The 14,524-nt window shown below is 73.6% G+C and carries 12 protein-coding genes; 5 read left to right on the forward strand and 7 right to left on the reverse strand.

Going from position 1 to position 14,524, the window contains the following annotated elements; translation table 11 throughout:
* Nucleotides 1–5: 5 nt before the first annotated feature.
* Both ACGF5T_RS26560 and ligA read right to left on the reverse strand, forming a co-directional pair.
* Nucleotides 6–587: a sugar O-acetyltransferase gene (locus ACGF5T_RS26560; RefSeq protein WP_356609800.1), complete on the reverse strand. Its 582-nt coding sequence runs from the start codon at nucleotides 585–587 to the stop codon at nucleotides 6–8.
* Nucleotides 588–704: 117 nt separating this feature from the next.
* Nucleotides 705–2,801, reverse strand: a complete 2,097-nt coding sequence (gene ligA / locus ACGF5T_RS26565; RefSeq protein WP_366769053.1) for an NAD-dependent DNA ligase LigA — start codon at nucleotides 2,799–2,801, stop codon at nucleotides 705–707.
* A gap of 295 nt (nucleotides 2,802–3,096) precedes the next feature.
* Between ligA and ACGF5T_RS26570 the strand changes: the two genes are divergently transcribed.
* Nucleotides 3,097–4,305: a Cmx/CmrA family chloramphenicol efflux MFS transporter gene (locus tag ACGF5T_RS26570; protein WP_366769058.1), complete on the forward strand. Its 1,209-nt coding sequence runs from the start codon at nucleotides 3,097–3,099 to the stop codon at nucleotides 4,303–4,305.
* A 165-nt stretch (nucleotides 4,306–4,470) separates the two neighbouring features.
* Here ACGF5T_RS26570 and ACGF5T_RS26575 read toward each other — a convergent pair whose 3' ends face one another.
* On the reverse strand, nucleotides 4,471–5,505 hold the full coding sequence (locus ACGF5T_RS26575) for a WYL domain-containing protein (protein WP_356609804.1): 1,035 nt from the start codon (nucleotides 5,503–5,505) through the stop codon (nucleotides 4,471–4,473).
* A 141-nt stretch (nucleotides 5,506–5,646) separates the two neighbouring features.
* Between ACGF5T_RS26575 and ACGF5T_RS26580 the strand changes: the two genes are divergently transcribed.
* From ACGF5T_RS26580 to ACGF5T_RS26595, 4 genes are all read left to right on the forward strand, one after another.
* Complete coding sequence (locus ACGF5T_RS26580; RefSeq protein ID WP_356609806.1) at nucleotides 5,647–6,072, forward strand: VOC family protein; 426 nt, start codon at nucleotides 5,647–5,649, stop codon at nucleotides 6,070–6,072.
* A 159-nt stretch (nucleotides 6,073–6,231) separates the two neighbouring features.
* Complete coding sequence (locus tag ACGF5T_RS26585) at nucleotides 6,232–7,335, forward strand: winged helix DNA-binding domain-containing protein (RefSeq protein WP_356609834.1); 1,104 nt, start codon at nucleotides 6,232–6,234, stop codon at nucleotides 7,333–7,335.
* A gap of 255 nt (nucleotides 7,336–7,590) precedes the next feature.
* Nucleotides 7,591–9,810: an MMPL family transporter gene (locus ACGF5T_RS26590; RefSeq protein ID WP_366769052.1), complete on the forward strand. Its 2,220-nt coding sequence runs from the start codon at nucleotides 7,591–7,593 to the stop codon at nucleotides 9,808–9,810.
* Between the two features lie 111 nt (nucleotides 9,811–9,921).
* Nucleotides 9,922–10,785 carry an NAD(P)H-binding protein gene (locus ACGF5T_RS26595; RefSeq protein WP_361015246.1) on the forward strand — a complete coding sequence of 288 codons (864 nt, stop codon included), beginning with the start codon at nucleotides 9,922–9,924 and terminating at the stop codon, nucleotides 10,783–10,785.
* Nucleotides 10,786–10,893: 108 nt separating this feature from the next.
* Here the strand turns inward: ACGF5T_RS26595 and ACGF5T_RS26600 are convergent, their stop codons facing one another.
* The 4 genes from ACGF5T_RS26600 to ACGF5T_RS26615 form a co-directional block, all read right to left on the reverse strand.
* Complete coding sequence (locus tag ACGF5T_RS26600) at nucleotides 10,894–11,565, reverse strand: CBS domain-containing protein (protein ID WP_361015244.1); 672 nt, start codon at nucleotides 11,563–11,565, stop codon at nucleotides 10,894–10,896.
* 94 nt (nucleotides 11,566–11,659) lie between these two features.
* Nucleotides 11,660–13,747, reverse strand: a complete 2,088-nt coding sequence (locus ACGF5T_RS26605) for a SpoIIE family protein phosphatase (RefSeq protein WP_366769051.1) — start codon at nucleotides 13,745–13,747, stop codon at nucleotides 11,660–11,662.
* A gap of 141 nt (nucleotides 13,748–13,888) precedes the next feature.
* Entirely contained in the window at nucleotides 13,889–14,101 is a 213-nt protein-coding gene (locus ACGF5T_RS26610) for a hypothetical protein (RefSeq protein ID WP_366769050.1), read from the reverse strand.
* 58 nt (nucleotides 14,102–14,159) lie between these two features.
* The coding region (locus ACGF5T_RS26615) for a glycerophosphodiester phosphodiesterase (protein WP_366769049.1) at nucleotides 14,160–14,524 on the reverse strand (365 nt) is incomplete at its 5' end.

Raw genomic sequence — 14,524 nt, forward strand, 5'->3', positions numbered from 1 at the left:
CAGGCTCACACGTTCCGCACCGGCCGGGCCGGGTTGCCCACGGCGACGACACCCGCGGGCACGTCCTTGGTGACGACCGCCCCGGCGCCGATGACGGAGTTGTCGCCGATGGTCACGCCGGGCAGGACGATGGCGCCGCCGCCCAGCCAGACGTTGTCGCCGATGGTGATGGGCCGGGCGGCCTCCAGCTTGTCGCGCCGGGGCTCGGCCTCGAGCGGGTGCGTGGGGGTGAGCAGCTGGACGTTCGGTCCGATCTGGCAGTCCTCGCCGATGGTGATCGCCGCGACGTCCAGCGCGGTGAGGTTGTAGTTCACGAAGGTGCGCGCGCCGATGGTGATGTTGCTGCCGTAGTCGACGTACAGCGGTGGCCGTACGTGTGCCTCGGTGCCGAGGGAGCCGAGCAGTTCGGCGAGGATCGGCTGCGCCGCCGCCGCGTCCTCCGTGTAGGCGGCCTGGTAGCGGGCGGCCAGCTGTACGGCCCGCTGCTGTCTGCGGGCGATCTCCGGATCGTCGGCGATGTAGAGGTCGCCCGCCAGCATGCGTTCGAGGTTGGTTCTGGGGTCCTGCGCGAAGTGGTCCGTCGGCATGCGCCCGATCGTACCGCCTAGGGCGTACGAACGTACACTCTCCGGCGGTGGCGCGCCCGTACGCCGGTGGTCCGCCGGCGCGCCGGCGTCCCGGGGAGGAGCGCGCTCGGGCCCGGATCAGTCGAGGAGGCCGGCGACCAGGGAGCCGAACTCGTCCGGGGTCGCCAGGCGGATGCCGAGCTGCTCGGCCTTGGCCCGCTTGGAGCCGGCGCCCTCACCCGCGACGACGAGTGTCGTCCTCCGGGAGACGCTGGAGGAGGAGTGACCGCCGGCCCGCTCGATGAGTTCGTTCATCTCGTTGCGCGAGAGCTTCTCCAGGCGTCCCGTCATCGCACCGGTGACCACCACCCTCATCCCGGCCAGCGGACCGGCCTCCCCCGGCGCGGCCACGGGACCCCCGCCCTCCTCCTCGGTGTCGGCACCGGTGGCCGGGGGAGGGGTGGCCCCGGGCTCGGTCATACCGACCCCCGCGGCGGCGAGTTTGTCGATGAGCGGGCCGAGTTCGGCGATCTCCGCGACGATGGAGGGGGCCTTCTCCGGCCCGATGCCCTCGACCCGCTGCATGGCCTCGACGTCCGCGGCACGGATGTGGTCCATGGTCGCGAAGTACCGGGCGATGCGCCGCGACATGGAACGGCCGGTGCCCCGGACGCCCAGGGCGCACAGCACCCGGGACAGCGGCTGCTCCTTCGCCCTGGCGAGCGCGGCGAGCAGGTTGTCGGTGCTGGTCTCCCCCATCCGCTCCAGAGCGAGCAACCGCTCGCGCCGAAGGGTGAACAGGTCGGCGAGGTCGGCGACGAGCCCGGCGTCCACGAGCTGGACGACACGGGTGGCGCCCAGGCCCTCGATGTCCAGCTGGTCGCGGCCGGCGGCGTAGGCGAGCGAGGCGACCAGGTGACAGGTGCGGCCCTGGGCGCAGCGCCAGCGTTCCTGGCTCGTGTCGATGTCCGACCCGCAGCGCGGGCACACCGAGGGGAACGCTATGGGCCGCTCGTCGCCGGTGCGCAGGTGGGCCACCGGGGCCTCGATGCGGGGGATGACGTCACCGGCGCGGTGGACCATGACGTGGTCGCCCAGGCGCAGGTCGCGGCGGGTGATGTCGGCCGGATTGTGCAGGGTGGCGTAGGTGATCGTGGACCCTTCGATCACCACCGGCTCCAGGACGCCGCGCGGGGCGATGACGCCGGTGCGGCCCACGTTCCACTCCACCTCCAGCAGCCGCGTGATCCGCTCCACGGCCGGCAGCTTGTACGCGACCGCCCACCGGGGCGCCCGGGAGCCGGCTCCGGCGGCCCGCCGGTCGGCGGCCAGGTCGGCCTCGACGACGATCCCGTCGATGCCGAAGGGGAGTTCGGCGCGCAGGGCCGCGATCTCCCGGACCCGGGCCACGACCTGCTCCGGCGTTTCGACGACGACGTCCGGGACCGCGGTGCCGGCGCTGGTGTGCACGCCGAGACGGGCGGCCATGGACATGAGGTCGCTGTGGGCGAGCCCGTCCAGCCGTCCGGCGAGAGCGGCATCGGTCTCCGGCAGCGGCAGCATGCCGTAGCCGAAGAACGTCATCGGGACCGTGTACGCACGCTCCCTCGCCCTCAGCGTGCCCGCGGCCGCGTTGCGCGGGTTGGCGAACGGCTGACCGCCGTGTGCGGTGCGGACCTCGTTCGCATGCTCGAACTGGGCCGTCGTCATGAGTATCTCCCCGCGCACCTCCACGGTGACCGGCTCCGCCAGCGTCTCGGGCAGACCTTCCACGGTGCCGATGGCGTGCGAGACGTCCTCCCCGGCCGTCCCGTCACCGCGGGTGATCAGCCGGGTGAGACGGCCCGCGCGGTAGCGTGCGGCGACGGCGAGGCCGTCCAGCTTGGGACCCACACCGAACCGGTCGACCTCACGGCCCGTCCGCCGGGCCAGCGACGCCGTCCAGGCGAGGAACTCCTCCGGTGAGAAGACGTTGTCGAGGCTGAGCATCGGCACCGTGTGGGGCACGTCGCCCTCGGCCGCACCGCCGGCGACCTTGCCGGTCGGGGAGTCGGGCAGCACCTCGTCCGGATGTCCGGCCTCCCAGGCGGCGATCCCCCTCGCCAACCGGTCGTAGGTGTCGTCGTCCAGTGGCGAGGAACCGCCCGCGTAGTAGGCGGCGGCCGCGCGTGCGGCGTCCTCGACCGCCTGGGCGTAGGCGGCGGAGTCCACGATCACTGCTGCTGGTGTGGTCATGGTCCGGATTCTGCCGCCCACCACTGACAACGGGCCCGGTCACCGGGGAGCCGCCGCATCGCGGGACGGGCCCGGTCACCGGCCGGACGCCGCCTCATGAGACGGACCCGTCACCGGGGGGCCGCCGCATGGCGGGACGGGCCCGGTCACCGGCCGGACGCCGCCTCATGAGACGGACCCGTCACCGGGGGTGCCACCGCATCGTGAGACGGACCCGTCCGCGGGAATGGCGGGAAGGAACCTGTCGTTGACAGCTGTCATGCCCGCACCTTCCGCACGGCCCGCGGCTGCCCGTATGCCGCTCGCCGTCTACATCCTCGGCCTGTCCGTCTTCGCGCTCGGTACCAGTGAGTTCATGCTCTCCGGCCTGCTGCCGCCCATCGCCGAGGACATGGACGTGTCCATCCCGCAAGCCGGGCTGCTGATATCCGCCTTCGCGATCGGCATGGTGGTCGGTGCTCCGCTGCTCGCGGCCGCGACCCTGCGGCTGCCGCGGAAGACCACGCTGATCACGCTGATCACGGTGTTCGGCCTCGGCCAGATCGCGGGCGCGCTGGCGACGACGTACGAGATCCTGTTCATCTCCCGGGTGGTCAGTGCCCTGGCGTGCGCCGGTTTCTGGGCGGTGGGCGCCGCCGTCGCCATCGCGATGGTGCCGAAGACCGCCCGGGCCCGCGCGATGGCGGTGATGATCGGCGGACTCTCCATCGCCAACGTGCTCGGTGTGCCGGCCGGCGCCTTCCTCGGGGAGCACCTGGGATGGCGGTCGGCGTTCTGGGCGGTGGGCGCGGCGTCCGCCGTCGCGCTCGTCGGTGTGGTGACCCTGATCCCGCGCATCCCGCTGCCCGAGCGGCGGCCCCGGCTCAGGGGCGAGCTGGCGATCTACCGCGACCGGCAGGTCTGGCTGTCCATCGTCGTGACGGCGCTCGCGGCCGGCGGCGTGTTCTGCGCCTTCTCCTACCTCGCGCCGCTGCTCACGGATGTGGCCGGGCTGGCGGACGGCTGGGTGCCCGCCGTGCTGGCGCTCTTCGGTGTCGGCGCGCTGATCGGGACGACCATCGGCGGCCGGATCGCCGACGCCCACCTCTTCGGGGTGCTGCTCTCCGGCATCACCGCCTCCACCGTGCTGCTGGCCGCGCTGGCGCTGTTCGCGTCGAGTCCCGTCGTCGTGATCGCGCTGGCCCTGCTCCTCGGCGTCTCGGCCTTCTACACGGCACCCGCGCTCAACGCCCGCATGTTCAACGTCGCCGGCGCCGCGCCCACGCTCGCCGGGGCGACGACGACCGCCGCGTTCAACCTGGGCAACACCGGCGGTCCCTGGCTCGGCGGGACGGTGATCGACGCGGGCCTCGGCTACGCGGCCACCGCCTGGGCGGGCGCGGCCATGACCCTCGTCGCGCTCGCGTTCGTCGGCGTGTCCCTGCGGCTGCACAGCCGCTCGCGCGTCGTCATGGGCGCCCTGGCGGCCGAGCCCGCGAGCACGGACCTCGCCCGGCGGGTGTGACCCCTGCCGGAGCGCGCGAACGGCACCCGCGGTCACCGGAGGGACCAGGCACCGTAGGGCAGGGCGGGGGCGGGAGGCGGCCCACGGTGCCGGCCGAGGAGCGTCCGGCGGTGGGGCGCCCGGTGTCCGGGTGACGACATCGCGCCTCCTCCCGCCCCGGAAGGCTCACCCCTCGGCCGCCGGGCCCGCCGTCGGCGTCGCGGGTGCGGTGGGCGCGGACCGCGCCGCGGCGGCGCAGCGGCGGGCGAGGAGGGCGAAGGCCTCCCCGAGTTCGGGCGGGCCGACCACTTCGACGTCCGTGCCGAAGGCTCCGACGGCGGCGGCGAGGGCGGGCCAGGACCAGGAGCCGAGGGTGAGCCGGCAGCGGTCCGGGCCGAGGGCCTCGACGGTCCCCGCGGGGGCGTGGGGCGACACCGCGGCCGCCGGCAGGTGGAGGACGACCGCTCCGCGGCAGGGCCAGTCGGGCGATCGGTCGGAGCCGCGGAACCGTCCGGTCACGAAGGCGGCCACATCCCCGCCGGGCAGCTCCCGCGGCGTGAAGCGGGGCCCGGTGGGGGAGCGCGGAGTGATCCGGTCCGCGCGGAAGACACGCCAGTCCGCGCGTTCCAGGTCCCAGGCGACCAGATACCAGCGCCCGTCCCTGGCGACGAGATGGTGGGGTTCGACCCGGCGGGGCGGTGCGTCCCCCTCGCCGTCGGAGTCCGGCGGGCACGGCCCGGCGTGGTCGAAGCGCAGGACCTCGCGCGCCTGCACCGCGGCGCTGAGCGCCATGAGGACACCGCTGTCGGCCTGCGCCTGCGGCCGGGGCGCGGCCCGCTCGACCGTGGTGACGTGCAGGGCGTCGACGCGGTGGCGCAGTCGGGCGGGCATGACCTGCCGGAGGGTGATCAGCGCGCGCGCCGCTCCGTCCTCGATGCCGGCACCCGTCACGGCGGCGGTCCGCAGGGCGACGGCCAGGGCGACGGCCTGTTCGTCGTCGAAGAGCAGCGGGGGAAGACGGTTTCCGGCGTCGAGCCGGTACCCCCCGTCCGGTCCCTTGACGGCCACGACGGGATAGCCGAGCCCCCGGAGCCGGTCGACGTCGCGGCGCAGGGTGCGCGGACTGACCTCCAGACGCTCGGCGAGCACCGCCCCGGGCCAGTCCCGGCGCGCCTGGAGCAGGGAGAGCAACGACAGCAGCCGCGCTGAGGTCTTCTGCATGCCTCCCATGCTGCCGGAAGAAGAGGACACGACCTGACCGCTACCTTCGGCACCGTGGGAAGCGCGGGGTCGGTCCGGCTCCGCGGACGGTCCCGCCGGGGCGCGGGCCGTCCGACCGTGCACCGAGGCGAGGAGCCCGTCGTGTCCGTCAAAGCCGTGACCCACCTGAACTTCCGCGGTGACGCCCGGGAGGCGCTCACCTTCTACCAGTCCGTGTTCGGCGGCGACATCGCCCTGGTGACCTACCGGGACGCCGGGAACGTCCAGGACCCCTCCGCGGCCGAACAGGTCATGTGGGGCCAGGTGTCCGCCGACAGCGGCCTGTGCGTGATGGCCTACGACGTCCCCGCCCACCTGCCGTGGAACCAGGGGGAGAACGCCTTCTTCGTCTCGGTCCGCGGCGAGACGGCCGAGGAGATCACCGCCTACTGGAAGAAGCTGTCCGACGACGCGACCGTCCTGCAGCCGCTGGAGGCCGCCCGATGGGCACCGCTCTACGGCATGCTGCGCGACAGGTTCGGCGTCACCTGGGTCCTGGACGTGGTGAGCGGGTACGACGCGCCCTGACCGACCGGGGCCGGGTGGCGGGCCTCCGCCGCCCGGCCGGGCCACGACGCCCGCCCGCCCACCGCCCCACGAGACGACAGGACGCGACCTTGAGCAGTCGTCCCCGCCCCACCGGGGCCACCATCCCGCCCCGCGCACCGGCCGGGAGGCCCTGATCCCATGACCGTGCTCGACACCCGGGCGCTCAACCGCGCCACCCTCGCCCGCCAGTCACTGCTCGCCCGGGCCGACCGCCCGGTCCTCGACGCCGTCGCCCACCTCGGCGGCATGCAGGCGCAGGAGCCGCAGGAACCGTTCGTCGGGCTCTGGTCACGGTTGCGGGCCTTCACACCGTCGGCGCTCTCGGACCTGCTCACGGAGCGACGTGTGGTGCGCACCCACCTCATGCGCCGCACCGTCCACCTCGTCACCGCCGACGACGTCCTGGCCTGGCGCACCCGCCACGACGCCATGCTGCGCGGACGGGTCCTCGGTACCTACCGCCGCGAACTCGAAGGCGTCGACCTCGACGAACTGGCCGCGGCGGGCCGCGCGGTCATGTCGGACGGTGAGCCCCGCTCGATGAGCGAGCTCGCCCGGACGGTCGCCGGGCGCTGGCCGCAGACGGCCCCCCGGGCCCTGGGGGAGATGCTGGTCGCGGCGCTGATCCCGATGGCCCAACTGCCACCGCGGGGGCTCTGGCGCACGAGAGCGGGCGTGCGCAACCTGCCGCTGTCCGCCTGGCTCGGCCGCGACGTCGACCCGCCGCCCCCGCCCGGCTCCGACCCGGTCGGTCGGGCGATGGTACGGCGCTACCTGGCCGCCTACGGCCCCGCCGCCTCGGCGGACCTGCGCGCCTGGTGCGGCCTCGCCGGACTGCCCGCGGCGGTCGCCGCGGTCCGCGACGAACTGGTCACCTTCCGGGACGAACGGGGCCGGGAACTGCTGGACCTCCCCGACGCGCCACGCCCCGACCCCGAGACCCCCGCCCCCGTCCGGTTCCTGCCGGCCTTCGACAACGCCGTCCTCGGCTACCAGGACCGCGGCAGGATCATCGACGACGTCCACCGCGGACTGTCGGTCGCCGGCGCCCGCGTGACGCTGGTCGACGGCCGGGTCGCCGCGACCTGGACCGTCGAGGCGGGGACGGTGACCGTCACCCCGCTGCGCCGCTGCTCGGCGGCCGAACGCGCGGCCGTCGCCGAGGAGGGGCGTGCCCTGGCGTCCTTCCTCTCCGACGGCGACAGCGACCGCGTCCGGATCACCGGATCCGCGGCGGGGTGACGGGCCCGCCCCGGCGGGCCGCACGTCACCGGGCGGGCCGGACAGCGGGTGCGGCGTACATCCATTGCCGTGGCCTACACCCGGGGGAGAGGAGCACGGTCACCCACTACACCCGACGCAGTACACCGGTCCAGCCCCAGGGACGGATCAAATGACAAAAAGCCCGGGTGAGCATAAAGGGGTACCCCGGTCAGCACCTCTGCGTCCCCCCATGCCGGGTTTCGTCCTGCCCGCATCCCGACGGATTGGTCTCAGGTGGCTACGTTCCTCTATCGACTCGGCCGACGCGCGTTCCGGCGCCGCGGCCTCGTCGCCCTGTTGTGGGTGGCCATACTCGTGGGCGCCGGCGTCGCCGCGTCCACGGCGCCCGCCCCGCCCGAAGACTCCTTCTCCATGCCCGGAACCGAGTCCCAGAAGGCGTTCGACCTGCTCGACGAGCGCTTCCCGGCCGCGAGCGCCGAGGGCGCCACCGCCCGTATCGTGATCCGCGCCCCGGAGGGCGGGAAGATCTCCGACCCGGCGGGCAAGGAACGGGTCGAGGACCTCGTCACGGCACTCGGCGACGGGCCGCAGGTCGCCTCGGTGGCCGACCCGTTCGAGGCCGACGCCGTCAGCAAGGACGGCACCACCGCCTACGCCTCGGTGACCTACAAGGTCAACGCCATGGAGCTGACCGACCAGGCCCGTGACGCGCTCACCGCGGCCACCGACGACGCACGCGGCGACGGGTTCACCGTCGAGACCGGCGGCGACGCGGTCATGGCCGAGCAGGAGATGGGAGGCACCGCCGAGCTGATCGGCATCGGTGTCGCCGCGATCGTGCTGCTGCTGACCTTCGGCTCGCTCGTCGCGGCCGGCATGCCGCTGCTGTCGGCCATCATCGGCGTGGGCATCGGCATCTCCGCCATCGGAGCGCTCGGCAGCACGCTGGAACTCTCGGCCACCACCTCCACGCTCGCCATGATGATCGGCCTCGCGGTCGCCATCGACTACGCCCTGTTCATCGTCTCGCGCTACCGGGCCGAGATCGCCGAGGGCCGCAGCGCGGAGGACGCCGCGGGACGCGCGGTCGGCACCGCCGGCTCCGCCGTCGTCTTCGCCGGACTCACCGTCATCGTGGCGCTGGCCGGCCTCGCGGTGGTCAACATCCCGATCCTCACCAAGATGGGCCTCGCCGCCGCGGGCACCGTCGGCATCGCCGTGCTGATCGCGCTCACCCTCACCCCGGCGCTGCTCGGCTTCGCCGGCAGGAAGGCGCTCAGCCGCAAGGACCGCAAGGCCCCCGCCGGACCGTCGCAGGCCCCGGCGAAGCCCAAGCTCGGTACCCGCTGGGCCCGGTTCGTGCTGCGGCGTCCGGTGACGGTCCTGCTCACCGCGGTGATCGGTCTCGGCGCCGTCGCGGTGCCGGCCGCGAGCATGGAACTGGGGCTGCCCGACGAGGGCAGCTCCGCGCCCGACACCACGCAGCGCAAGGCCTACGACATGCTGTCCGAGTCCTTCGGCGCCGGCTTCAACGGCCCGCTGATGGTCACCGTCGACACCCGGGACGCGGACGACGCGAAGGCCGCCGCCGACACCGTCGGCAAGAAGATCACCGGCCTGGGCGAGGCCGCGGCGGTCACCCCGGCCGACTTCAACGAGGCGGGCGACACCGCCGTCCTCACGGTCGTGCCCAAGACCGGGCCGAGCGAGGCGGCCACCGAGTCGCTGGTGAAGGACATCCGCGCGCTGTCCGGCGGCATCGAGACCGAGACCGGCGCGACGATGCTGGTCACCGGCGCGACCGCGATGACCATCGACTTCTCCCAGACCCTGGACGACGCGCTCGTCCCGTATCTGGCCCTGGTCGTCGGTCTCGCCTTCCTCCTCCTGATGCTCGTCTTCCGCTCGATCCTCGTCCCGCTCAAGGCGGCGCTCGGCTTCCTGCTCTCGGTGGCCGCGGCGCTCGGTGCGGTGGTCGCGGTGTTCCAGTGGGGCTGGCTCGCGGACGTCTTCGGCGTGGACCAGCCGGGTCCGATCATGTCGATGATGCCCATCTTCATGATCGGTGTGGTCTTCGGTCTGGCCATGGACTACGAGGTCTTCCTCGTGACCCGCATGCGTGAGGCCTACGTCCACGGCTCCTCCGCCTCCGAGTCCGTCACCACGGGCTTCACCCACGGCGGCCGGGTCGTCGCGGCGGCCGCGATCATCATGATCAGCGTCTTCTCCGGCTTCATCATGGAGAACGACGACATGATCAAGATGATGGGCTTCGGCCTCGCCATCGCGGTCCTCTTCGACGCCTTCGTGGTCCGCATGGCCATCGTGCCCGCCGTGCTCGCCCTGCTCGGCACCAAGGCGTGGTGGCTGCCCAAGTGGCTGGACCGCCTGCTGCCGAACGTCGACGTCGAGGGCGAGAAGCTCCACAAGGAACTCGGCGACAGCGGTCCGCCCGCGCAGCCCGCGCGCGAGCCCGAGACAGCCGGGGTCTGACCACCGCGCGTACGGCCCCGCCGCCCCGGACGACCGGGCCGGCGGGGCCGCACCCGTACCGGCGCGGGTATGAGGACGGTGGCTGACCGCAAGGCTTCGTACGGTGCGGGTATGACGCAGACACAGCCCCAGACGCTCCTTGTCACCGGTGCCACCGGAACCGTCGGCCGTCAGGTCGTCGCCGAACTGCTCGCGCGCGGCCACGCGGTCCGCGCCCTCACCCGCGACCCGGCACGGGCCGCCCTGCCGGAGGGTGTGGAGGTGGTCCGGGGCGACCTGAGCGAACCCGACAGCCTCGTCCCCGCCCTGGCCGGAGTCACCGGCCTGCACCTGATCACCTTCGACGGGACCGGCTTCGCCCCGCTGGAGACCGGCCCGAGACTCCTGGAACGGGCCCGGGAGGCCGGCGTGCGCCGGATCACCGTGCTGCACGGCGGCGGACCGACGCCGCTGGAGGACGCCGTACGTGCCGACGGGGGGACCGCCTGGACCGTCCTCATGCCGGTCGAGTTCATGGCCAACGCGTTGGAGTGGGCCGACGGGATCGCGGACCGCGACGAGGTGCGTGAGCCGTTCGTCTCCCGGCTCAGCGCCATGGTCCACGAGGGCGACATCGGCGCGGTCGCGGCGGTGGCGCTGACCGAGGAAGGCCACGGGGGACAGGAGTACCTGATCACCGGCCCGGAGGTGCTGACCGTCGGCGACAAGGTGGCGGCGATCGCGGCGGCCCGCGGCAGGGAGATCGCCCTCGTCGAGCTCACCGCGGAACAGGCGGTCGCGCAGTGGCGGGCGGCCGGGCAACCGGAGGAGGTCGTCGCCTTCCTGCTGGACGTGTACGGCAACACCCCCGAGGCGGGACGCACGGTGGTGGACACCGTCGAAAAGGTGACCGGCCGCCCGGCCCGGACCTTCGCCCGGTGGGCCGCCGACCACGCGGACGCCTTCGCGGCGCCGGCCCCCGCGGCAGCGTCGTAGCGCCCACGGCGGCTCGAGCCCGAGACCGAGGCAGTGCCGGGTGCCCCCGCCTCCCTCACCGGAAGGCGGGCAACGGTCCCGCGCCCTCACGCCCCCAAGGGCCGACGATCAGCGCCCGGCGGTCGCCGCGTCCTCCGCCCCGGCCTCGCCCGCCGGCCTGAACTCCACGGCGACGACCCCGTCGACGCGCCGGCACAGCTCCTCCAGCTCGGCGACCGCCACCTCGCCCGGGAGCCGGCCGCTCACGACGACATGGCCGTGCTCCACGTCCACCTGCAAGGACGAGGGGGCCAGGCCGAGGGACCGCACCAGCGCCTCCTCGATGATCTCGGTGCGGATCGCCCGGTCCTTGCGCAGGAAGACCCGCAGCAGGTCGCTCCTGCTCACGACCCCGATCAGCCGTCCCGACCCGTCGACCACCAGGAGCCGTTTGATCCCGTGCCGGGCCATGACGCGGGCGGCGTCGACGACGCTCCAGTCCTCGCGCGCGCAGAGGGCGGGCGACGTCATCAGACCGGCCGCGTCCGTCGCCAACGCCTTGGCCCCGGCCGACGGGGGCCGGTCACCGTCCCCGGGGGGACCCTCCAGGTCCTGGCCCCACATCTTCTGCAGGAGGTCCGCCTCCGACACCACGCCCACGGGCCGTGTCTCCTCGTCGACGACCGGTACCGCGGTGATGTCGTACTCCAGCAGCAAGTGGGCGATCTCCTTGAACGGTGTGCCGCGCTGGACGCGGACCACGGCGTCGCTCATCAGATCGCACACCTTCTGGTGCTTCATCGAGGGTCTCTCCTCCGCTGCCGGCCGGTGTCGGCCGGCGTCCGTCCTTCTTGTCAGGTGAAACGATCTGTCGGCCGTTCGAGTGCCCGGGGGTTCACGGACCGGGACTGATGAGGAGCAGGGCGATGTCGTCACCGGGTGTGGGCGAGTGCCGGATGAGCGTGTCGGCCATCGCGTCGAGGTCGGTGGGATCGGCGTGTTCGAGGAGACCGGCAAGGGCCGCGGTGGCGTCGTCCAGGTCGACCCCGGGGGCCTCCACGAGACCGTCGGTGTAGAGGGCGAGCACGCTGCCGAGGGGCAGGTCGAACTCCAGCGCCGGGTACAGGGTGTCCGGTTCGATGCCGAGCAGGAGCCCGGGCGGCACGGGGAGGAGCTGGATGCGTCCGTCGGCGTGGCGCAGGAGCGGCGGGGGGTGTCCGGCGGTGGCCAGGCAGGCGCGGCGCGTGGCGAGGTCCAGGTGGACGTAGACGCAACTGGTGAACAGGCCCGGGTCCAGGTCGGTGAGCAGGCGGTTGGTGCGGGCCAGGACGTCGTCGGGGGAGGCGCCGACGGTGGCGTGGGCGTGGACGGCGGTGCGGACCTGCCCCATGAGGGCCGCGGCGTCCACGTTGTGACCCTGTACGTCGCCGATGGTGGCGCCGGCCGTGCGCTCGTCCAGACGGATGAGGTCGTAGAAGTCACCGCCCACGCCCAGACCCCGGGCGGCCGGGAGGTAGCGGGCGGCGACCCTCAGGCCGGGGACGCGGGGCAGGGTGTGCGGCAGCAGGGCGGACTGCAGGCGATGGGCGAGGTGGTGCTTGGCGTCGTACAGCCGGGCGCGGTCCAGAGCCTGCCCGATCAGCCCCGCCAACGAGGTGAGGGCGGCGCGCTCGCCGGGCGGGAAGACGTGGGGGCGTTCGAAGGCCAGCAGGAGCGAACCGATGGGGCGGCCGGACGCGATCAACGGCAGGAAGGCCCACGCGGCCATGCCGTCCTCGTGCACGGTGGCCGGATAGGCGTCCCGCAGTTCGTCGAACGTGGCGAAGAAGCCCGGGACGCCGGTGGTCAGGACGTCGGCACCCGGGACGTCCGAACTCAGGGGGAGGGCGTCGAAGCGGGCCACGATCTCGGGGCGGTAGCCCCGGTGACCGAGGATCTTGAGCCTGCCGTCCTCACCGGTCATCAGCACCATGGCCTGCGCACCCAGCGCGGGCAGCAGCTGGTCCGCGGTCTGTTCGATCACGTCCTGCACACCGACCGCCTCGGTCAGGGTGGAGGCCAGGTGCATCAGGTGGTACAGCACGGTGGCCCGGCCGGGGCCCGCGCTCGGAAGGGACGGCGGCGGGGCCTCGCCCTCGGACGGCCCACCCCGCGTGATGCGCACGCTGATGCCGGTGGGATCGGGGTACAGCTCGAAGGCCAGCCATGTCTCGGGCGGCCGCAGGACGGTGAAGGCCTGGGGCAGGCGGCTCACCAGCGCGGCCCGGTAGCGGTCCTCGACCTGGGGCACGTCCATCCAGGGCAGCGCCTCCCAGGGCAGGGCACCCACCAGGTCGTCCGGAGCGGCGCCGAGCAGGTCGGCCGCGGCCGGGGTGACGAAGGTGATGCGGCCGTTCACGTCCAGGGCGCAGGAGCCGCCCGGCAACCGGTCGACGAAGCCCGAGAGCGCGGCCGCCTCGCCGGGGGAGGGCGGACGCCCCGCCGGAGGCCGCAGGGCGCGGGGCCGATCCCCGGGCAGCACGGGGGCGCCCCGGTCCGCGGCCTGCCGCAGCAGCTCGCCCAGGCGGTGGCAGCCGGCCTCGACGGCGTCCCGTTCGGCGGCACTCAGGCGCGTCGAACGCAGGCCGGACCACAGCAGCACCAGCCCGCCCCGCACGCTGCCGCCCGCGGTGATCGGCGCGGCCGCCAGTGCGAAGTCGTACGGCAGGACGAGTGCCTGCCGCGGGTACTGGAGCGCCATCTCCTCCCTGCCGCCGACCCACACCAGGCGGCGCTCGCGAACGGCGTCCGCCACGGGCGTCGGATCGTTCGGCGCGACACGCCGCCACGGGACGGCTATCTCCTGGGGCACCCCGGCGATCGTGACCAGCCACAACGCGTCGTCGTCGGGGGGCAGCACGTAGAGCATCCCTCCGAACGCGCCGCTGTCGCGCGCCACGGCATCCATCGCGGCATCCAGCGCGGTGTCCTTCGCGGTGCCCATCAGACGTCCGCCACCCGTCGGGCGCGTCTCACCGGATCCGGCAGGGCGGCACACCGCCGACCGCACCGAACAGCAACCATATGAGGACACTACGCCCGTCTCGGTACGACGGCATGCGAGGACGGGCCCGCCGCTGCTCCGTCAGTGGTCCCACGCGTCCGGACCGCCCCCGCGCCACTCGATGAACCGCGACCGGACCACGTCCATCTCGTCCCAGTCCTGCAGGCCGGCTTCCTGCAGGAAGCGCGCGACGTCCTGCACGCCGTAGGCCCGGCCGAGGATCTCGCCGTCCACGCGGACCCGCCGCCCGCCCTCCTCGTCGGGCGGGTCCACGATCACCGGCGCACTCGTCATGGCACCAGCGTGCGGCCCGCGCCCCCGGTGCGCATGCCGGGACGGCGCGCCGTGGGGATCAGCGCTGGGTGAGGGTCTGTGGGTAGTCGGTGATGATGCCGTCGACGCCGAGGGCGGCCATGGTGCGGATGGCGCCGGGTTCGTTGACGGTCCAGACGTTGATGTCCATGCCGAGTTGGTGGATGCGGTCGACGAGGGTCTGGTCGGTGACGGTGTGCTGGGGGTTGATCTGGTCGGCCCATTGGCTGAGCTGTTGGAGTTCGGTGTCGGTGGGGCGTTGGGCGTTGAGGATGCCGATGGGGATGTGGGGGAGGTGGGTGTGGAAGGTCTTGGCGTCGTCGGTCTGGAAGGACTGGACGGCGAGTTGGTTGCGGGCGAGGGCGCGGCGGAGGTAGGCGGGTTTGGTTTTGAGGTGGTGGGCGA

The organism is Streptomyces sp. NPDC047853 (genome assembly GCF_043204535.1).
Taxonomy (GTDB): domain Bacteria; phylum Actinomycetota; class Actinomycetes; order Streptomycetales; family Streptomycetaceae; genus Streptomyces.